The organism is Salipiger bermudensis HTCC2601 (assembly GCF_000153725.1).
Taxonomy (GTDB): Bacteria; Pseudomonadota; Alphaproteobacteria; order Rhodobacterales; family Rhodobacteraceae; genus Salipiger; species Salipiger bermudensis.
The window spans coordinates 1,662,447-1,682,358 of the sequence record NZ_DS022276.1 but is presented as its reverse complement, the minus strand read 5'-3'; the positions used below and the strand labels follow the sequence as shown (position 1 = coordinate 1,682,358).

The window sequence follows — 19,912 nt, the reverse complement described above, 5'->3', positions numbered from 1 at the left end:
TCCCGGAGGAAGACCTGCAGAGGTTTCGCCGTTACTTCGGCAAACCAAGCAAGGTTGATTTGTATCTCTCTATACGATGTTAAATCTCGTCCGATTGGACGGATAAACACTCACAAGTGCTTATCGATCTAATCGAGCGGAATGGTGGGTCGAGGAGGACTTGAACCTCCGACCTCACGCTTATCAGGCGTGCGCTCTAACCACCTGAGCTACCGACCCATTCCGATGGGCCCGCCAGAAGTGGTGGAGCCTAGGAGGATCGAACTCCTGACCTCCTGAATGCAAATCAGGCGCTCTCCCAGCTGAGCTAAGGCCCCACAATTCTGCCCGCAGAATTGTGGGAGTGCGCGTCAGGGCATTGCGTCAGCAATGTCCCGGGAGCGTCACCCGGTGGCAATCCTGGGAGCCACTGTCACACCGAGCCGATGCCCGATGCTTACGTTCTGAAGAGATATGAGGACGACCCGGGTCCGATGATGTGCCTCGGCGACTAACCGAGGCTTGCTAAGTGTTCCACGTGATTGGCAAGCCAATCAACCAGGAACATCCTTAGAAAGGAGGTGATCCAGCCGCAGGTTCCCCTACGGCTACCTTGTTACGACTTCACCCCAGTCGCTGAGCTCACCGTGGTCCGCTGCCTCCTCGAAAGGTTGGCGCACGGCCTTCGGGTGAACCCAACTCCCATGGTGTGACGGGCGGTGTGTACAAGGCCCGGGAACGTATTCACCGCGTCATGCTGTTACGCGATTACTAGCGATTCCGACTTCATGCCGTCGAGTTGCAGACGACAATCCGAACTGAGACATCTTTTTGGGATTAACCCACTGTAGATGCCATTGTAGCACGTGTGTAGCCCAACCCGTAAGGGCCATGAGGACTTGACGTCATCCACACCTTCCTCCCGCTTATCACGGGCAGTTTCCCTAGAGTGCCCAGCCGAACTGCTGGCAACTAAGGATGTGGGTTGCGCTCGTTGCCGGACTTAACCGAACATCTCACGACACGAGCTGACGACAGCCATGCAGCACCTGTCACTCAGTCCCCGAAGGGAACCATCCATCTCTGGATGTAGCTGAGGATGTCAAGGGTTGGTAAGGTTCTGCGCGTTGCTTCGAATTAAACCACATGCTCCACCGCTTGTGCGGGCCCCCGTCAATTCCTTTGAGTTTTAATCTTGCGACCGTACTCCCCAGGCGGAATGCTTAATCCGTTAGGTGTGTCACCGAATAGCATGCTACCCGACGACTGGCATTCATCGTTTACGGTGTGGACTACCAGGGTATCTAATCCTGTTTGCTCCCCACACTTTCGCACCTCAGCGTCAGTATCGAGCCAGTGAGCCGCCTTCGCCACTGGTGTTCTTCCGAATATCTACGAATTTCACCTCTACACTCGGAGTTCCACTCACCTCTCTCGAACTCAAGACCAGGAGTTTTGGAGGCAGTTCCGAGGTTGAGCCCCGGGATTTCACCCCCAACTTTCTGATCCGCCTACGCGCGCTTTACGCCCAGTAATTCCGAACAACGCTAACCCCCTCCGTATTACCGCGGCTGCTGGCACGGAGTTAGCCGGGGTTTCTTTACTGGGTACCGTCATTATCTTCCCCAGCGAAAGAGCTTTACGACCCTAAGGCCTTCATCACTCACGCGGCATGGCTAGATCAGGGTTGCCCCCATTGTCTAAGATTCCCCACTGCTGCCTCCCGTAGGAGTCTGGGCCGTGTCTCAGTCCCAGTGTGGCTGATCATCCTCTCAAACCAGCTATAGATCGTAGGCTTGGTAGGCCATTACCCCACCAACTACCTAATCTAACGCGGGCCGATCCTTCTCCGATAAATCTTTCCCCCGAAGGGCGTATGCAGTATTACTCACCGTTTCCAGTGGCTATCCTGCAGAAAAGGGTACGTTCCCACGCGTTACTCACCCGTCCGCCGCTAGACCCGAAGGTCTCGCTCGACTTGCATGTGTTAGGCCTGCCGCCAGCGTTCGTTCTGAGCCAGGATCAAACTCTCAAGTTGAAAACCGATTGCTCGGTTATCCTTGACGTTCGAACCTCTGCACATCTCATCCGGTGGCTAAACCGGATGAAGTCATCTGTTTGATGTGCTCCAGGTTTCCCTAAGAAAACCAGAAGCCGTACAAACAGTGAAGCTGACACTTCATCATCGGGCCGAAACCCTAGAAGCGCGATATACAGACGTTTGATCCATCGAATGAACCAAGGTCGCCCACATATCTCTTCAGATATTAGCGATGTCAAACAGCGTGAGAGACAAAACCAAACCAGTGCGCCCTAACTTCCGGCGCGCCGCCCGTCATGCCTCTCGAATTTGTCGTCCGCCTCGTCTGCGTCAGCTCCGCGTTTCCGCCTCGCCGCCGCCCCGTCTGGCGCCCCGTCGTGCGCCTCAGCGCCGCCGGTGAAGGGGCTTTTACGGATCCCCCCCGACACCCGCAACCCCTTTTTTAGGAAAACGTCATGTTCTTCCAAAAGAAGATCATAAATCGCATGATATCAATGACTTGAAGGACAAACTTTCTCGCCCAACACCACAACAAAACACCCTGACCCAACGGCAACACCAACAGCTTCAAGCGAGTCACCGCACTAGGGGACGGGCTGCCCACAGACCTATCCACAGATCCATCCAGAATCCGGCCGAGTCAGCCCCGGACTCACCCGAGTCACCCCTCCTGAATCGCAAGCGCCCCGACTCGGACGAGTCGGGGCGCTAAGATGTGCCGGATGGGAGATCCTCAGCTGCGCAGGGCCACGCGGCGCTGCAGAGCCGGGAGCCGCAGCGCCACCAGGACGACCGTCGCCCCCAGATAGAGGAGCGGCTCGATCTGGAAGCCTTTCGCCAGCATCACGAAGTGCAGCCCGCCCAGCAGCGCCGCCGCGTAGACCAGCCGGTGCAGCTGCCGCCATCGCTTGCCAAGTCGCCGGATCGCCCCGTTGGTCGATGTCAGCGCCAAAGGCAGCAACAGCAGGAAGCCTGCCATGCCCACGGTGATATAGGGGCGCTTGACGATATCGGCCCAGATCCGGGCCGGGTCCTGAATGTCGAGCACCAGCCACACCAGGAGATGCAGCGCCACGTAGAAGAAGGCCATCAGCCCCACGGCGCGGCGGAACTTCAGCAGGTTGACCCCGGCATGACGGCGCAGCGGCGTGATGCAGAGCCCAGCGATCAGCAGTTGCAGCGCCAACTCGCCCAGTTCGTGCTCGAGCGCCTTGATCGGCTCGACGCCGAGGCCGCCGGTCGCACCACTATAGAAGAGCCACGGCGCGGGCAGCGCCAAGAGCAGGTAGACGAGCCAGCTCGGCACCCGCCGCGCCCCCTTGTTGATCCGGTCCACCAGCATGGTGCGGCCACTCCTTTGCATTGTCTTCAACTTACCCGAATTCCGCACCACCCGGTCCATATTCCCCTGCGATCCCGGAGGCAGATCAATTGAGGATCGACCACATGATTGGTGACACGCTCTTGCTTGCGGTTTGCGGCATCGGGGCCTCCGTGCTTCTGACCATCGCCTTCCGGCTCTGGAAAAAATCCAAGGGCGAGACCTCTGTCTTCGCGCAGGATGACAGCCTCGAGGATGTCGGGCTCTCGGTGCTCTCTGCCGCCTTCCCCTCGCGCGCGACGACCGAGGACTTCCGCACCGTGCTGCGCCCGCCCTGGGGGCTGCGCATCGGCGGACCGATCCTTGCGGCGCTGATGCTTATATATGTGGACCTCACGCCCCTGACGGAGTCGGTGGGCTGGGCGCTTCCGGAAGGCGCGCGAATCCTCAAGCTCGCGATCGGGGCGGGGCTGGCCTATTCGACGGCCATGCTGCTCTTCGTGCAGCGCGTCGCCTATGACCGTCGCGAGATCCGCAGCTACGGCATCGACCCCCGCCCACAGACCCGGCAGCTCTCCGGCCTGACCGGGATCGAGATGCACCCAAACCGGCCGGCGCTGGTCCTGAGCTTTGCCGATCAGCCGCATCTCTACATCCCCAAATACCTGAGCGCGCGCGAGACCTTCATCGCCGAGATGCGGGCCATCGCCGCGCAGAACGCCCATGCCGCGCCGGATCATCACCGCAGCCTGCGCTATCGCATGGGGCTCTGACAGGGGCTCTGACAGAAACACTGCGCCTCAGAAGTTCTCGGCGAGATCCATGCCTTCGTAAAGCGACGCAACCTCGTCGGCATAGCCGTTGAACATCAGCGTGGGCTTGCGGGGCGAAAACAGCCCGCCGCCGATCTCGCGCTCGGTCGCCTGCGACCAGCGTGGGTGACTGACCTCGGGGTTCACGTTGGAATAGAAGCCGTACTCGCGCGCGTTGGCCTTGTTCCACGCGGTCGGCGGCTCGCTGTCGGTCAGGGTGATGCGCACCACCGACTTGATCGATTTGAAGCCGTATTTCCACGGCACCACCAGCCGCAGCGGCGCCCCGTTCTGTTTCGGGATGTCGCGCCCGTAGATGCCGGTGGCCATGATGGTGAGGGGATGCACCGCCTCGTCGAGCCGCAGCCCCTCGACATAGGGCCAATCGAGCATCTTGTAGGCGGTGCCGGGCATCTCGTCCGGGCGCAGCACGGTCTCGAAGGCGACATACTTCGCCGAAGGCTGCACCCCGGCCAGATCCAGAAGGTCGGCGAGCTCGAAGCCGTTCCACGGCACCACCATCGACCAGGCCTCGACACAGCGGAAGCGGTAGATGCGCTCCTCGATGGTCATCTGGGACATGATGTCGTCGAAGGCATAGTCGCCGGGCCGGTCGACCAGGCCGTCGATGCGCACCGTCCAGGGGTCGATGGTGAGCTGGTCGGCATGGCGGGCGGGATCTTCCTTGCCGGTGCCGAACTCGTAGTAATTGTTGTAGCTGGTGATCTCTTCCCAGTCGTTGGGCTCGAGATCGCCCGGCGCTGCGCCCGCCCTGCCGGCGAGACCGGCCAGACCGAGCCCGGCGGCACCGGCCATCAGCTGGCGGCGGTTGAGCCAGGCGTGCTCGGGGGTGACGTCGGATGCGGTCAGCGGACTCTTGTAGCGGCCAGCCATGCGGAACCTCCTGTGTTTGCTTGGACAAAAGGTATGCGAGCGATGCGCATCTGCCAAAGCAAAGCGTCTCACGTTCACGTTCGGGCGCTGAAACATTGCCCCCGCCCGATCCCTCTGCCCAATTCCGCTGCCCGCGCCGATGCCCGGCGATGAACCTTTTCGGCGCGAGCCCGCACTTACCCGGCACAACACCGCGGCCAAGGGCAGATCATCGGCCCGCAACCGCCTCCCTCCCCTCCCGGCCCGGCTCGTGGCCGCTTATGAAAGGAAGCCCCAATGCCCTATAAAGCTGGCCTCGTGACCTACCCGACCACCATCGCCGGTATCAAGCGCGACACCGAACTGGTCCGCGCCTTCAACGAATTCCTGCGCGGCAACAAGGAATACGACGCCTATTTCAAATACGTCACCGCCGACGCTCGCCCCGCGGTGCGCTACCAGATGTTCTTTGCCAAGAACGCCAGCCACAAGATCCAGATGTCGCCGAAGATGCAGCAGATCGCCGATCTCGCCTTCGGCATCGAGGAATGGGACAACCCCGACTACAAGAAGGTGATCGATTTCATGGAGCAGCATTGCAGCAAGCTGCTCGAGGGCAAGGCGGTGCCGGCCTTCTTCAAGAGCAAGATATTCGTCGATCATCACTGCGCGCGCCTAACCGGCTACAAAGACCCCAACAAGGCCGCGACCGAGGCCGCGAAGAAGCTGAACCTCAAGGACAAGAAGCATGTCAGCGTGGTGAAGCAGATCTTCCTCGAGGCGCTGTTCGGGCGCGAAGCCAAGATCGCCCGGCTCAACAAGGAGCTCGAGGAAACCCGCGCGAAAGGCAGCAAGGGCAAAGGCAAGCGCGACGTCTTTGCCGAGATGAAAGCCGGGCGGATGATCCACGCCTGATGATCTGGGCCTGATCCCGTTGCCCTGCCGCGCTTTTCGCGGCGGGGCAACACCCGCCGCCCGGCTCAGGCGCCGTGTTGAGGCGACGCGGTTTCGGCCTGGTAGCTCGGCCGGATCTTGTTGAACGGGATCGAGCTGCCATCGGCCTGCACGATGCGCACGTGGCGACGCCGCATCTGGCGCGGCTCCGAGACACCCACCGAGTGCGCGATGGTCTCGACCTCCTTGATGACGCCCTTGGCGTAGTTCGCCACCTTCTTGTACTTGTTCTGCACCACCAGCCCCTGCTGAAGATGCGGGTCATGGGTGGTGATGCCGGTCGGGCAGGTGTTGCGGTTGCATTTCAGCGCCTGGATGCAGCCGAGCGAGAACATGAAGCCGCGCGCCGAGGTGACGAAATCCGCGCCGAGGCAGATCGCCCAGGCCACGTCGGCCGGGTTCACCAGCTTGCCGGAGGCGATGATGCGGATGCGGTCCTTGAGACCGTAGCGGTCGCGCAGGTCGACGATGCGCGGCAGCGCCTCGCGGATCGGCATGCCAACGAGGTCGATCAGCGGCATCGGCGCCGCCCCGGTGCCGCCCTCGCCGCCGTCGATGCAGATGAAGTCGGGCGCGCTCTCGCTGCCGCGCTCATTGATCAGCTTGAAGAGATCCTCCCACGCATCCGACGAGCCGATCACCGTCTTGAAGCCCACGGGCTTGCCCGAGACCTCGCGGATATGGCCGATCATGTCGAGCAGATCGTCGAAATCGTCGATCTCGGGGTGACGGTTGGGCGAGATCCCCGCCTGCCCGACCTTGAGACCGCGGATCGCCGCGACCTCCTCGTTGACCTTCTCGCCCGGCAGAATGCCGCCCTTGCCGGGCTTGGCCCCCTGCGCCAGCTTCAGCTCGAACATCTTGACCTGCGGGTTGGCAGCCACGGCGCGCAGCTTGTCGTCGTCGATGCGGCCCTGCTCGTCGCGCAGCCCGAACTTGGCGGTGCCGATCTGGAACACCAGATCGCAAGACGCCGCCTCGTGATAAGGCGAGAGCCCGCCCTCACCGGTGTTGAGCCAGATCCCCGCCTCGCAGGCGCCCTTGCTCAGCGCCTCGACCGCAGGCTTCGAGATCGCGCCATAGCTCATGCCCGAGATGTTGTAGATCGACCGGGCCAGGTAGGGCACCCGCGCGTGCGGGCCGATCACCATCGGGTCGGTGGTGGCGAACTGGTCGTCGAGCGGCGGGAACACCGCGTTGACGAAGATCGGCGTGCCGGGGATGTTGAGGTTGCGGGTCGAGCCGAAGGCGACGGTGTTATCCTTGCCCTTGGTGGCATGATAGACCCAGTCGCGCTGCGCCCGGTTGAACGGCATCTCCTCGCGGTCCATGGCAAAGAAATACTGCCGGAAGAACTCGCCCAACTTGGTGAACAGGCCGCGGAACCGGCCGATCACCGGGTAGTTGCGGCGGATCGCGTCGTTCGACTGCACCGAGTCGATGACATAGAGCGCCAGCGCCACGAAGACGCCGATCCCCACCACCGCGACAAAGACCAGTGCCAGCACCTGAAGCGCATACATTGCCGCACCCATGGTCACATCCTCACGTATTCATTCATTTGCATGATAGCCGCCTCCCGCATACCCTGCGAGTCCTGACGCCACAGTGACAACGCTTGCCGGGGACGGCAACCGAAAGGGAGGAGAGAGATGATGAAATGGATGGCAGCGCTCGTGTTGAGCACCGCGCCGGCACTGGCCGCCGATGTCGTTTCCTATGACACCGACCAGAGCTTCGACGACGTGACCTTCGGGCTCGAGAACGCGATCATCGACGCTGGCCTCGTGGTCGACCATATCAGCCACGTGGGCGAGATGCTCGAGCGCACGCGCGAGGACGTCGGCTCGGACGTGGTTCTCTACGATCAGGCGGATGTCTACAGCTTCTGCTCGGCGCAACTCTCGCGACAGGTGATGGAGGCGGATCCGATGAACATCATGTTCTGCCCCTACGACATCTTCGTCATGGTGCGCCACGACGCGCCCGAGACCACAACCATCGGCTTCCGCGCCTTCCCCGAGGGCGAGATGCAGACCATCCACGAGTTGCTCGACGGGCTGGCGCGGGCGGCAATCGGGATGGAGTAAGGCCCGTCCACCGCCGCCACGGGCAATGCCCCCCGGGGCCCGGCCTCGTACCACGCCTCGGCGATCGCGCGCGGTCGAAGATCAAGGTCTCGGGGCAGTGCGCCCGCGGGCCTCTCAGCGGGCCTGCGAGACGATCCACGCCACCGCCTCGGGCAGCAGCCGCGAGGTGGCGCTGTCGAAGGCGGCAACAATGCTGTCGGGATCGGTCGCGGCGGCAAGCTCGGTGGCCTCGAAGCTTCGGGTCGCCACGACACGGGCATCGCCCTCGCGCACCACGCGCAGCACGAAACGTACCCGCACCAGCCCGCTCTCGGCCCCCTCGATCGCCTCGCCCTGAAAATCGGTCAGCTCGCCCAGTACCGCGTAATCGGCGCGCGGGCCGACGGGCCGGCGGCTGACCGAGCCCAGCCCGCCGGTCTCGCTCAGGCTGCGCACCAGCATCGTCTGGAGCATCGCCGGCGCCGGATCGGCCCAGCGCACGCCGGGCAGGTACTGCGCCTGTAGCGGCGAGGGTCGGATCATGATGCGCTCGGTCGCGAGCGAGCCACTGGCGAGCGGCTCCTCGACGATCACCTCCACGCCGCGCCGCGCACCGCTTTGCGCCACCTCCGGGGTGCGCAGTTCGTAGACCTCGAGAGGGGTCGACGCCTCTTCGAGCGCGGTGAGCGCGCCACAGCCGGTGAGGGCGGCAGCGAACAGGATCGGGATCAGGCGCAGCATGGGGGTCATCTCCTTATCGCCCGTATTCCGGGGCGCGCTGGTCGAGCAGGAAGCGGCCGGGATCGCGCCCGAGCCGCTCGACCAGGTCATCGAGGTTGTTGATCAGGGTCCGCGTTTCGACCGCCAGCCGCCCGAACTGCGGCAACGCATCGGTGGCGAAGGCGCTGACCGCCGGGGCACTCTGGCCCACCGCCGTCTCGATCTCGGCAAAGGCGGCCTGTGCCGAGCGGCTGGCGGCGCGCAGCTCCTCGGTGACGCCGGGCACTTCGCCCGCGACCTCGGCCACCGCGGTCTCGAGCTGCGCCAGCGTCGCGCGCAAGCTCTCGGCGATGCCCGCCACCTCTTCGTTCATCACCCGGTCGGCGCCCTGAAAGGCCTGTTCGGCTGCCCGCAAGGCGCGGTCGCCGATCTCGAGCGCCGCGTTGATGGCAGAGAGCGTGTCGTTGGCATTGGTAAATGTCACGCGCACACTGTCGAGCGTTTCGCCCGCGTTGCGTGCCAGATCGTCGAGTTGCCCCGAGGCCGAGGACAGGTCTTCGCCCACGCGCGACACCACGCCCGAGGCGGTGTCGGTCGCACTGCGGATATCGGCGATGATCGCGGGCAGGTCAGTCTCGGCCACCGCGCCGACCTCTTCGATGACGCGCGTCGCCTGCGCGGTGGCTTCGCGCAGCTCAGCCACCAACGCCGTTCCGTCGCCCACGATCAGCGTGTCGACGCTCTGCGCCGCGCCATCGACGCTCTCCATCGTGGCCCCGATGCTGGCGATCATCTCGTTGGTGGCCGTCAGTGTCTCGCGCGCCTCGGTCAGGCGCTGCGTCGCTGTCTCCCCGGTCTCGGTGAAGGTCTCGACCAGCCCGCCGGCGCTGTCGCTGAGCGCGGCGAAGCGGGTCTCGATATCGGCCACCGAGCGCTGCAGCTGTTCGGTCGCCGGGCCAAGCTGGTCGGTGACGTAGCGCTCGGCGGACCCGATCGCGCTGTCGGCGCGCTCCAGCGTGCCGCCGCCCTGCTCAAGCACCCCGCGCGCCTCCTCGGAGAGATCGCGCACCGAGACCACCGCCTCGCGCACATCCGCCAGCGTTGCCGAGGCGTCGCGGCTGACCGAGTCGAGCGTGTTGTTGAAGCGGTCGATCTGATCCGCGAAGGTGGCGACCGAGCCACCGACCGCCGAGAAATCATCCAGCGCCTGCGCGAAGGCAACCGATGAGTCCTCTATATTGTCGAGGATGCTCTGAACCTTGGCCTGGTTCTCGTCACCGAAGAGCTGGCGCACGTCCTGCACGGCGCGCAAGGTTTCGGAGACCAGAAGCGGCGCGTCCTCGGTGAGCGATTGCAGCACCGATTGACCGGCCTCGATATTGGGCACGTCGTCGTCCGAGACCTCGGACAGCAGCGGCGCCTCGGGCGTGCCGGCGGAAATGCCGACATAGGACACCCCCGTCACGCCCTGCGCCTCGATGGTGGCGACGCTGTCGGCCCGCACCGGGGTGTCGGCGCCGATCTCGATCCGCACCCGCACCGTTCCGTCGCGCTCGGGCGACAGGCGCACATCGACCACCTGCCCCACCGGCAGACCGGAAAAGCGCACGTCGGAGGCATCGGACAGGCCGGAGACGGTCGGGAAGTCGATGTCGTAATAGGCGAACTGGCGGTCGAGCTGGATATTGGCGAACCACATGAAGGCCGCCAGCATCGCGAGAAAGCCCGCCAGCGTGAACGCCCCGATCAGCACATAGTTGGCGCGGGTTTCCATGCCTCAGTCCTCCGTGCCTGTCGCGGTGTCCGCAAACGCCGCCCGGGCGCGCGGTCCGTGAAAATACTCGCGCACCCAGGGGTCGTCGACCTCGAGCATGTCCGCGAGGCTGCCGGTCACAAGGACGCGGCGCTCCGAGAGCACGGCGATGCGGTCGCAGATCGCGTAGAGCGTGTCGAGGTCATGTGTCACGAGAAAGACCGTGAGTCCAAGGGACTGGCTGAGGTTTCGGATCAGCGTATCGAAAGCCGCCGCGCCGATGGGGTCAAGCCCCGCCGTGGGCTCATCGAGGAAAACGATCTCGGGATCGAGCGCCAGCGCCCGCGCCAGCCCCGCCCGCTTGCGCATCCCGCCCGAGAGCTCGGACGGATAGAGGTCGCCGGCGAGATAGGGCAGCCCGACCATCGAGATCTTCAGATCCGCCAGCTCGCGCCGAATGTCGGGGGCCAGCCCCGGCACCGCCTTCATCGGCACCTCGATATTCTCGCGCACCGTCAGCGACGAGAACAGCGCGCCATCCTGGAACATCACCCCCCAGCGGTCGTCGAGGCTGTCGCGAACGGCGCCCCGCCCCAGCACGTCGACGCCGAACACCTCGATCTCGCCCGCCGCCGGGGTCTGTAGCCCGGTGATGGTGCGCAGCAGCACCGACTTGCCCGTGCCCGAGCCGCCGACCACGCCGAGGATCTCGCCGCGATAGACGTCGAGGTCGAGATCCTCGTGCACCACGTGGCTGCCGAACTGGGTCTTTAGCCCGCGCACCCGGATCACCGCGTCTCGCTCTGCCTCGCTCATATGCCCACCTTCGCGAAGAACACCGAGAACAGCGCGTCGGCAAGGATCACCGCGAAGATCGCCGCGACCACCGCGCCCGAGGTCATCCGCCCCAGCGACTCGGCGTTGCCCTTGACCTGCATCCCCGCGTGGCAGCCCACCACGCCGATGATCAGCGCAAAGGCCGGGGCCTTGACCAGCCCCACGAGAAGATGCCCGACGCCGGTGCCCTCGATCAGCCGCGTGACGAACATCGAGGGCGAGATGCCAAGCTCGAGCCACGCCATCAGCGCGCCGCCGAAGAGCCCCATGAAATCGGCGATCAGCCCGAGGATCGGCAGCATCAGCAGCAGCGCAAGAATACGCGGCACGAACAGCATCACCCCGGGATCAAGCCCGAGCGTGCGCATCGCGTCGATCTCCTCGCGCATCTTCATCGAGCCGATGGCGGCGGTGAAGGCCGAGGCTGTCCGGCCCGCCACGATGATCGCGGTGAGCAGGATGCCCAGCTCGCGCAGCACCGAGATGGCGATCAGGTCGACCACGAAGACCTCGGCGCCGAACTGGCGCAGCTGCTCGGAGCCCTGAAAGGCCAACACCACGCCGATCAGGAACGACATCAGCGCCACGATCGGCACGGCGCGCAGGCCCACATCCTCGCAATGCGCCACCAGCGCGGTGAGGCGGAACTGTGAGGGATGGCGTAGCACCCGCCCGAGCCGCGCGAGGAACAGGCCGAGAAACCCGGTCAGGTCGGCAAAGTAGCGCAGGCCGCCCACCACCGCGCGGCCGATCTGCTCGAGCAGCGCCTGAATGCCGCGCGCCGCAGCCGGACGGTCTTCACGCTCGGGACGGGCCTGCCGGACATTGTCGAGCAGCAGGGCGGTGGTGTCGCTCACGTTGCGCAGCCCGAAGCTGCCGCCCGCGGCCTGCGCCCGCGCCTCGAGATCGACAAGCAGCCACGCCCCGGCGGTGTCGATGCGCTCGACCCCGGCAAGATCGACGACCAGCGACCGGTCGAAGCCCAGCGCGGCAAAACGCTGGCGCAGAACGCTCACGGTGCGGATCGACAGCGCACCCGAGAGGCTCAGCACCGCCTCCGCGCCTGTCTCAGAAAGACCGAACTCGATCCGTTCCTGTCGCGCCGCCATCTGCCCTGCCTCTGCTCCGGCTCCACCGGGCGGCCCCTCGCGGATCGCGCGGCGGCATCACGCCGGGGTCGCTCTGCTCAGATCTGATGCCCGGCAAACCGGGCCGCACCCTCCGGGATACGGTATCCACTCTGAGGCCCGCAGCAACCGCTGTTTGCACGGCAAGGCCATGCGGCAACTCGAAGCATCGGCAGCGGCGGCGGTGCTCAGCCGATGTACGCCTTGCGCAGCATGTTGAGCGCCACGAGGATCAGGAAGGCGCCGAAGAGCTTCTTGAGCGGCGCCGGATCCATGGCATGGGCGAGCTTGACGCCCAGGGGCGCGGTCAGCAGGGTCATGGCGATCACCACCAGAAAGCCCGGCAGGTTCACCGCGCCGATGGTGAAGGGCGGGCGAGAGCCCGGCTCGATGGTCAGCAGCAGGAAGCCCACCGCCGAGGGCACCGCGATCAGCACGCCAAAGCCGGCGGCGGTCGCCACGGCGCGGTGGATCGGCACGTTGTGCAGGCTCATGAGCGGCACGCCGAAGCTGCCGCCGCCGATGCCCATCAGCACCGACAGGAAGCCCACCGCCGGGGAATAGATGTATTGCTTGCCGCCGCTCGGCATCGCCTCGGCCAGACGCCAGCTGCGCTTGCCGAAGGTCATGTAGGCACCGATCACCAGCGCCAGCACCCCGAAGATCACCTGCAGGCTGGTGGATTTCAGCGCCGAGGCGGCGAGCACGCCGATGATGGCGCCGATCACGATGCCCGGCGCCCAACCCTTGAGGATGTCCCAGTCGACCGCGCCCTTGCGGTTGTGGCTGACCACCGAACGCAGCGAGGTGACGATGATCGTCGCCAGCGAGGTGGCAAGGCAGACCTGCATGGTCTGCGGCCCGTCATAGCCCAGCGCCTGGAAGGTGAAGAAGAAAGCGGGCACCAGAACGATGCCCCCGCCGACGCCAAGAAGCCCCGCGAGCACACCCGCAAACCCTCCGATCACCACCATGAAAAGCAGCAGTTCCAGCGTCAGTGTCAGATCGGGCATTTAGGTCTCCAGAATGGCTAGGGCGGCAACGGCGCGGATCACTCCGCCCGACGGGCAAGGATGTCGGTCAATACGATGTAGGACGAGGCCACGTGGCTGCGCATCAGCCGTCGCGTGGTCTCGGCGTCCTGCGCGAGAATGGCCTCGGTGATGCCGCGATGTTCGGCCCGCGAGGTCTCGAGCCGGGAGGCATCTTCGTGGAAATTGGCGGCACGCCACGCCAGCGTGCGCAGGTTCAGCTCGTCGAGCGTGGCGGCGAGGATGGCATTGCGCGCGCCGCTCTTGAGGGTGTCGTGGAAACGGGCATTGATCGCGCCATAGGCTTCGGGATCGTCGCAGGCGTCGCCCTCGGCGAGGATCGCCTCGAGCTTGCGGCGTTCGATCTCGCTCATGCGATTGGCCGCCAGAGCCGCCAGCCCGCTCTCGACCTCGCCCGCTGCCTCGAACAGCTCGGCCAGATCGTCTGGCGCCATCTGCCGCACGAAAAAGGCCCGCCGCGCACCGCGCTCGGCAAGGCGCGCCTGCTCCAGCCGGTGCAATGCCTCACGCACCGGGGTGCGGGACACGCCGAACTGCTCGGCCAGCGCCTTTTCGACCAGCGGCTCACCCGGAGGCATCCGCCCGGCAACAATGCCGTCGACCAGCGTCTCGAAAATGTTTTCTGCCGTGCGAATAGACATCTGTCGTCCGCCTTCCGCGTTTGGAACACTTTTATCTTGCATATGTATACATGTCCCAGCAAGTTGAATTCATAACTACGTCGCATGATTAGGGAGACATCGACAAAAACGCCTCGAAACCAGACCGAGGCGGGCGAGATCCGGAGCCAACCGGGCCGCGACAAAGGCACTGGCCTCTATGGAGAAAAAGGGAGGAGACCATGCCAACAGGAGAGACAAAGAATGAAGAAGGTAGATCACAAGAAGGTTCTGGCCGAGCGCCTCTCGGCGCGATTCGGTCGCCGGGCCGTGCTCAAGGGGATGGGCGCAGGCCTTCTGACCGCAGCCGCCTCGACCGGCGCGCCGGGCATCGCCCGCGCCCAGCAGAGCGGCCACCTCAGGATCGCGTCGATCAAGGTCATCGACACGCTCGACCCGCATTTCACCGGCTTCCTGTCGGCGATCCAGATCATCAACAACATCCATAACGGTCTCCTCAAGATCGCCTATGATGGCACCAACGTGACCTTCGAGCCCGATCTCGCCGAGACCTGGGACCTCGAGGACGAGAAGACCCACGTCTTCAAGCTGCGCGACGGCGTGATGTTCCATGATGGGACACCGTGTAACGCCGAAGCTGTGAAGTTCTCGCTTCTGCGCGTCAAGGAAGGCGAGCCCAAGTCGCCGCACGCCTGGAAGCTGGCGCTTCTCGACGAGGTCGAGATCGTCGACGACCTGACCTTCAAGCTGCACTTCTCGCAGCCCTACGCGTTCCTGCCCGTGGCGCTGAACGGCTCCACCGGCCGTGCCGGCACCATCGTCAGCCCCGCCGCCGTGCAGAAATACGGTGCGGACTATGGCCGCAACCCGGTCGGGACCGGCCCGTTCAAGTTCGTCTCCTGGCGCGAGAACGATGCCATCGAGCTGGAAGCCAACACCGAGTATTTCGAAGAAGGCATGCCGAAGCTCGAGCGCGTCACGTTCGTTCTGATGAACGAGGCGTCGACCGCGCTTGCTGCCCTGATGGCCGGCCAGATCGACGGCATGACCGACTGCCCGATGCAGCTGGTGGATCAGGTCGACGCCTTCCCGAACGCCACGCTCTACGGCGAGATCGAGGGCAACTACACCTATGTCGGCATGAACTGCGCCCGCGCCCCGTTCGACGACATCAACCTGCGCCGCGCCGTGGCCTGGGCCCTGGATCGCGAGACCCTCGTGAAGCAGGCCTATTTCGGTCGTGCCCAGCAGGCCTACACGCCGATCTCCCCGCCGATGACCGACTTCTTCGATCCCGACATCGCGACCTCTGGCCGCGGCCAGTGGTTCGATCTCGAGAAGGCCAAGGAATTCCGCGCCAAGGCTGCGAACCAGGGCGAGGTCGAGGTGACCTACATGATGGCCGAGCGTGGTCCGGTCGGAACCCGTGTCGCTCAGACCGTGGCGCCGATGCTGGCCCAGATCGGCATCAAGGCGAACCTCGAGCTGATCGAGCCCGCCGCCTGGGTGAAGCGCCGCAACGAGGGCGATTTCGACCTCTACGATTTCGAATGGGTGGCCGACCTCGACCCCGACGAAACGCTCTACCCCGAGTTCCGCTCGGACGGCGCGTGGAACTTCGGCAAGTGGGTCAACACCGATTTCGACGACCTCTGCGCGCAGGCGCAGGTGGTGCTCGAACCGGAAGCCCGCAAGGAGCTCTACTACAAGGCAGAAGATCTGCTCATGGATGAGGCGGCGATCGCCATCATGGCGCATATGCCGATCTACAAGGTGTTCTCGAACAAGGTGCAGGGCTTCGAATACATCCCCGCCGACCTCGTGAACCTGCACACGGTGAGCCTCGCCTGATGTGGGGACAGGCACTGGGAAAGATCGCGCAGACGCTTGTCGTCCTGTTCGTCGTCTCGGTGGCCAGCTTCGGACTTCTGAAGCTGGCGCCGGGCGACCCGATCCAGATCATGCTGGGATCGGAATTCTCGCAGGAGGCGTATGACTCGCTCACCGCCGAGCTGGGGCTGGATCAGCCCTTCCTCGCGCAATATGCCGACTGGGCGGTGAGGTTCGTGCAGGGAGATTGGGGCACATCCTATGTCGCCCGGACGGATATCTTTACCTATGCCTTCAAGGAGGCGCTGCCCGTCACGCTGACGCTCGCCTCCTTCTCCCTCGCCTTCGCGATCCTGATCGGCGTGCCGCTGGGCGTGCTGTCGGCGGTCAAGAAGGACACCGCGTTCGACGCGGGCGCCGCGGTGCTGGCCCTGACCGGCACCGCCTTCCCCTCCTTCCTGCTCGGCATCCTGCTGATCTGGTTCTTCGCGGTGAAGATGCAGCTCTTCCCGGTGATGGGCTACGTCTCGCCGTGGCAGGACTTCTGGGGCGGCATCTATCACATGATCCTGCCCGGGCTGACGCTGTCGACCTATTTCATCGCCATGATCACGCGCCTGACCCGCGCCACCCTCATCGAGGTGATGGAGCAGCCCTACATCGCCGCCGCCCGCGCCCGCGGCGAGCCCTCGTGGCGGGTGATCTGGGTGCACGGCGTGCGCAACATCGCCATGCCGCTGGTCACCATCCTCGGGCTTCAGCTCGGCGTGCTGCTGCAGGGCACGGTGCTGACCGAGACGGTCTTCAACCTGCCGGGCATCGGCCAGATGCTGACCTCCGCCGTACTGGGCCGCGAATACATGGTCGTGCAGGCCGGCGTGATGATGACTGCCACCCTCTTCATCGGAGTGAACCTCCTCGTGGACCTCTCCTATCCCTTCCTCGACCCGCGGCTGAGGGCACGGAAATGAGCATCCAGACTCCAGACGCCCCGACCGCCCTGCCGCCCGCCGAGCCGCCGAAAAAGGCCAAGACCGGCCGGCGCTCGATCTTCCTGCGGCGGCCGTTCTTCACCATCGCCCTGATCGTCGCGGCCGGCTACGTGCTGGCGGCGATCTTCGCCCCCTACGTGGCGCCCTACGATCCGGTGATGCAGGACATCAACGCGATGATGCAGGCGCCGAGCATGGCGCATCTGCTGGGCACCGACAGCTACGGCCAGGACATCCTGAGCCGGGTGATCTACGGCGCCCGCTACGCGCTGATCATCGGCATCTTCTCGGTGCTGATCGGCGCCGCCGGCGGGCTCGTCATCGGCCTTGCGGCCGGTCTCTCGGGCGGCTGGCTGGAATGGGCGCTGATGCGGCTCATCGACTCGATCCTCGCGCTTCCGTCGCTGATCCTCGCGGTGGCCTTCATCGCCATCCTCGGACAGGGCGTCGACAAGGTCGTCGTCGCCGTGGGCCTGTCGATGATCGGCCCCTTCGCCCGCACCGTGCGCGCCGACGTCATGCAGGTGCGCGTGCAGCTTTTCGTCGAGGCGGCAACGCTGATGTCGATCCCCTATCTCAAGGTGATCTGGCGCCACGTGCTGCCCAACGTGATCTTTCCGCTGGCGGTGCAGGTCACCATCCGCATCTCCGAGGCCATTCTCGTCTCCTCTTCGCTCTCCTTCCTCGGCATCGGCGTCACGCCCCCCACCCCCGACTGGGGCCTGATGATCGCAGAAGGCCGCGCCTTCGTGAGCTTCGCCGCGTGGATGTCGGCGATGCCCGGCTTCGCGCTCGCCCTGCTGCTGATCGCGCTGTCGATCGTCGGCGACGGCATCCGCGAGGAATTCGACCCCAAGCTTCGGAGGGGCGCATGAAGGACATGGTCACCCAACCGATCCTCAGCCTCCGGGATCTCAGCGTGCATCGCGGCGCGGCCAAGATCCTCGATCGTGTGACGCTGTCGCTGGCCGAGGGCGAGACCCTCGCGCTCGTCGGCGAGAGCGGCGCCGGCAAGTCGACCATCGCCACGGCGCTGATGCGCCTGCTGGATGGCGCCAAGGTCGAGGGCTCGGCCGAGATGACGGGCGCCGGCGACCTGCTGGCGCTGTCCGAGCGCCAGATGGTCAAGCTGCGCGGCCGCCGGCTGTCGATGATCTTCCAGGATGCCGGCTCGGCCCTGAACCCGTCCTACACCGTGGGCCGGCAGCTGATCACCGTGCTGCGTCGCAATCTCGGGCTATCGAAAGCCGAGGCGCGCAGCCGCGCCATCGAGCTCTTCACCTCGGTCGGCATCAACGACCCCGAGGGCCGGATGAGCGCCTATCCGCACCAGCTCTCGGGCGGCATGCAGCAGCGCGTGATGGTGGCCATCGCGCTCGCCTGCAATCCCGACCTGCTGCTGGCGGACGAGCCGACCTCGGCGCTCGACGTGACCATTCAGGCGCAGATCGTGCGGCTGATCCTCGCGCAGACCAAGTCGCGCGGCGCGAGCTGCATCTTCGTGCTGCATGATCTGGCGCTGGCCAGCCAGTCCTGCGACCGCATCGTGGTGCTCTATGCCGGTCAGGTGGTCGAGGCGGGTCCCTCCCGCGATATCCTCGAACGCCACCGCCACCCCTATACCAAGCAGCTGAAGTCCTGCGTGCTCGAGATCGGCACCAAGGACATCACCGCCCCCGAGGGCACGGTGCCGCCGCATAGCGAGATGCCCGTGGGCTGCCGCTTCGCCACCCGCTGCCCGCGCGCACTGCCGCGCTGCGCCGGGGAGGCCCCGCCGCTGCAGCCGGCGCGCGCCGGGGCCGATGGCCCGCTCGATCACCACTTTGCCTGCTGGAACCCGGAATGATCATGTCGCAGACCCAGACCAAGCGCCCCTCCACGGCGCCCACTCCGCCGGTCTTCGAGCTGATCGAGGTCGAGCAGGAATTCTCCGTGCCGCAACCGGGACGCAGTCTCTTCAATCGCGACACCGTGGGGCTCAAGGCGCTCGACGGCGTGCGGCTGAGCATCGCGCAGGGCGCCTCTCTGGCGCTGGTGGGCGAGAGCGGCTCGGGCAAGTCGACGCTCCTGCGGGTGCTGCTGGGGCTCGACGCGCCCAGCGGCGGGCGCGCGCTCTATCGCGGCAAGCCGATCCGCGAGGCGCGCGCCCGCGGCACCGGCTTCGCCCGCGACGTGGCGATGGTCTATCAGGACGCGCGCGGCTCGCTCGACCCGCGCATGACCGTGGGACAGCTCATCGCAGAGCCGCTGCGGCACTTCAACATCGTGAGGAAAGGCGAGGAAGCCGCCCGCGTGGCGCAGCTCATCGACCGGGTGGGCCTGCCGACCGACGCCGCCAGCCGCTACCCTTCGGGCCTGTCCGGCGGGCAGGTGCGGCGCGTCGCCATCGCCCGCGCGCTGGCCTCGGAGCCCTCGGTTCTGGTGGCCGACGAGGCGGTCTCGGGCCTCGACGTCTCGACCCAGGCGCAGCTGCTGACGCTGTTGCGCAGCCTGCAGCGCGACATGGGGCTGACTCTGGTCTTCATCACCCACGACCTTGGCGTGGCGAGCTATCTCTGCGAAGAGATTGCCATCATGTATCTGGGCCGGATCGTCGAGACCGGCCCCACGGATGCGGTTCTGGACACGCCAGCGCATCCCTATTCCGCAGCCCTTCGGGCGGCGGCTCCGCGGTTCTTCGAACCGATCCCCGAGCCGCTCCCGGGCGAGATCCCGAGCCCTCTGGATCTGCCCAATGGCTGTCGTTTCTCCTCGCGCTGCCCGGCAGCGCAGGAGGATTGCCGGCTGCGCGACCCGCAGCTCGGTCAGCAAGGCGCCGGGCGGGCCGTCGCATGTCTTCACCCGCTCACTTCGACGGGGGCGCAAGCCTCCGAAACCCGCTAAGGTCCACACATCACTCACGGAACCGAAGCATCAAAAGCAGGACACAAAG

General features: G+C 65.2%; 17 protein-coding genes, 2 tRNA genes and 1 rRNA gene. 8 read left to right on the top strand and 12 right to left on the bottom strand.

Features of this window, described 5'->3' with window-relative positions:
- Window positions 1-142: 142 nt before the first annotated feature.
- From R2601_RS07980 to msrQ, 4 genes are all read right to left on the bottom strand, one after another.
- Window positions 143-219 (bottom strand) — tRNA-Ile (locus tag R2601_RS07980).
- 22 nt (window positions 220-241) lie between these two features.
- Window positions 242-317 (bottom strand) — tRNA-Ala (locus R2601_RS07975).
- 236 nt (window positions 318-553) lie between these two features.
- A 16S ribosomal RNA gene (locus R2601_RS07970) occupies window positions 554-2,017 on the bottom strand.
- 736 nt (window positions 2,018-2,753) lie between these two features.
- A complete protein-coding gene (gene msrQ, locus R2601_RS07965; RefSeq protein ID WP_007796268.1) occupies window positions 2,754-3,362 on the bottom strand; it encodes a protein-methionine-sulfoxide reductase heme-binding subunit MsrQ in 609 nt (202 codons plus the stop codon).
- A 104-nt stretch (window positions 3,363-3,466) separates the two neighbouring features.
- Here msrQ and R2601_RS07960 point away from each other — a divergent pair, with 104 nt between their 5' ends.
- Window positions 3,467-4,114, top strand: a complete 648-nt coding sequence (locus R2601_RS07960) for a hypothetical protein (protein ID WP_007796265.1) — start codon at window positions 3,467-3,469, stop codon at window positions 4,112-4,114.
- Between the two features lie 27 nt (window positions 4,115-4,141).
- Here the strand turns inward: R2601_RS07960 and msrP are convergent, their stop codons facing one another.
- The gene (gene msrP, locus R2601_RS07955) at window positions 4,142-5,047 is read right to left on the bottom strand and encodes a protein-methionine-sulfoxide reductase catalytic subunit MsrP (RefSeq protein ID WP_007796261.1); all 906 of its coding nucleotides are present in this window, start codon (window positions 5,045-5,047) and stop codon (window positions 4,142-4,144) included.
- A 276-nt stretch (window positions 5,048-5,323) separates the two neighbouring features.
- On the opposite strand from msrP, the gene R2601_RS07950 reads away from it, so the two are divergent.
- Window positions 5,324-5,941: a hypothetical protein gene (locus R2601_RS07950; RefSeq protein WP_007796259.1), complete on the top strand. Its 618-nt coding sequence runs from the start codon at window positions 5,324-5,326 to the stop codon at window positions 5,939-5,941.
- Window positions 5,942-6,006: 65 nt separating this feature from the next.
- On the opposite strand, the gene R2601_RS07945 is transcribed toward R2601_RS07950, so the two are convergent.
- On the bottom strand, window positions 6,007-7,515 hold the full coding sequence (locus R2601_RS07945) for an FMN-binding glutamate synthase family protein (RefSeq protein ID WP_040544495.1): 1,509 nt from the start codon (window positions 7,513-7,515) through the stop codon (window positions 6,007-6,009).
- Window positions 7,516-7,632: 117 nt separating this feature from the next.
- Here R2601_RS07945 and R2601_RS07940 point away from each other — a divergent pair, with 117 nt between their 5' ends.
- Entirely contained in the window at window positions 7,633-8,070 is a 438-nt protein-coding gene (locus R2601_RS07940) for a DUF302 domain-containing protein (protein WP_007796251.1), read from the top strand.
- 114 nt (window positions 8,071-8,184) lie between these two features.
- Here R2601_RS07940 and R2601_RS07935 read toward each other — a convergent pair whose 3' ends face one another.
- The 6 genes from R2601_RS07935 to R2601_RS07910 all read right to left on the bottom strand — a co-directional run bounded on the left by R2601_RS07935 (window position 8,185) and on the right by R2601_RS07910 (window position 14,179).
- On the bottom strand, window positions 8,185-8,790 hold the full coding sequence (locus R2601_RS07935) for an ABC-type transport auxiliary lipoprotein family protein (RefSeq protein WP_007796247.1): 606 nt from the start codon (window positions 8,788-8,790) through the stop codon (window positions 8,185-8,187).
- Between the two features lie 13 nt (window positions 8,791-8,803).
- Window positions 8,804-10,543: an MlaD family protein gene (locus R2601_RS07930; RefSeq protein ID WP_007796239.1), complete on the bottom strand. Its 1,740-nt coding sequence runs from the start codon at window positions 10,541-10,543 to the stop codon at window positions 8,804-8,806.
- Between the two features lie 3 nt (window positions 10,544-10,546).
- A complete protein-coding gene (locus R2601_RS07925) occupies window positions 10,547-11,338 on the bottom strand; it encodes an ABC transporter ATP-binding protein (protein ID WP_007796229.1) in 792 nt (263 codons plus the stop codon).
- Complete coding sequence (locus R2601_RS07920) at window positions 11,335-12,468, bottom strand: ABC transporter permease (RefSeq protein ID WP_007796226.1); 1,134 nt, start codon at window positions 12,466-12,468, stop codon at window positions 11,335-11,337. The genes R2601_RS07925 and R2601_RS07920 overlap by 4 nt, the downstream gene beginning before the upstream one ends.
- A 206-nt stretch (window positions 12,469-12,674) precedes the next feature.
- Window positions 12,675-13,499: a sulfite exporter TauE/SafE family protein gene (locus R2601_RS07915; protein ID WP_007796218.1), complete on the bottom strand. Its 825-nt coding sequence runs from the start codon at window positions 13,497-13,499 to the stop codon at window positions 12,675-12,677.
- A 38-nt stretch (window positions 13,500-13,537) separates the two neighbouring features.
- Window positions 13,538-14,179 carry a GntR family transcriptional regulator gene (locus tag R2601_RS07910; protein WP_007796216.1) on the bottom strand — a complete coding sequence of 214 codons (642 nt, stop codon included), beginning with the start codon at window positions 14,177-14,179 and terminating at the stop codon, window positions 13,538-13,540.
- Between the two features lie 222 nt (window positions 14,180-14,401).
- On the opposite strand from R2601_RS07910, the gene R2601_RS07905 reads away from it, so the two are divergent.
- From R2601_RS07905 to R2601_RS07885, 5 genes are read left to right on the top strand one after another with little or no spacing between them, the layout of a single operon-like run.
- Window positions 14,402-16,009 carry an ABC transporter substrate-binding protein gene (locus R2601_RS07905; protein WP_007796213.1) on the top strand — a complete coding sequence of 536 codons (1,608 nt, stop codon included), beginning with the start codon at window positions 14,402-14,404 and terminating at the stop codon, window positions 16,007-16,009.
- Window positions 16,009-16,959 carry an ABC transporter permease gene (locus R2601_RS07900; RefSeq protein WP_007796210.1) on the top strand — a complete coding sequence of 317 codons (951 nt, stop codon included), beginning with the start codon at window positions 16,009-16,011 and terminating at the stop codon, window positions 16,957-16,959. Before R2601_RS07905 ends, R2601_RS07900 begins: the two co-directional genes overlap by 1 nt.
- On the top strand, window positions 16,956-17,855 hold the full coding sequence (locus R2601_RS07895) for an ABC transporter permease (protein ID WP_007796208.1): 900 nt from the start codon (window positions 16,956-16,958) through the stop codon (window positions 17,853-17,855). The genes R2601_RS07900 and R2601_RS07895 overlap by 4 nt, the downstream gene beginning before the upstream one ends.
- Window positions 17,852-18,826 carry an ABC transporter ATP-binding protein gene (locus R2601_RS07890; protein WP_007796206.1) on the top strand — a complete coding sequence of 325 codons (975 nt, stop codon included), beginning with the start codon at window positions 17,852-17,854 and terminating at the stop codon, window positions 18,824-18,826. Before R2601_RS07895 ends, R2601_RS07890 begins: the two co-directional genes overlap by 4 nt.
- Window positions 18,827-18,828: 2 nt before the next feature.
- Window positions 18,829-19,863, top strand: a complete 1,035-nt coding sequence (locus R2601_RS07885) for an ABC transporter ATP-binding protein (RefSeq protein ID WP_040545227.1) — start codon at window positions 18,829-18,831, stop codon at window positions 19,861-19,863.
- Window positions 19,864-19,912 lie beyond the last annotated feature (49 nt).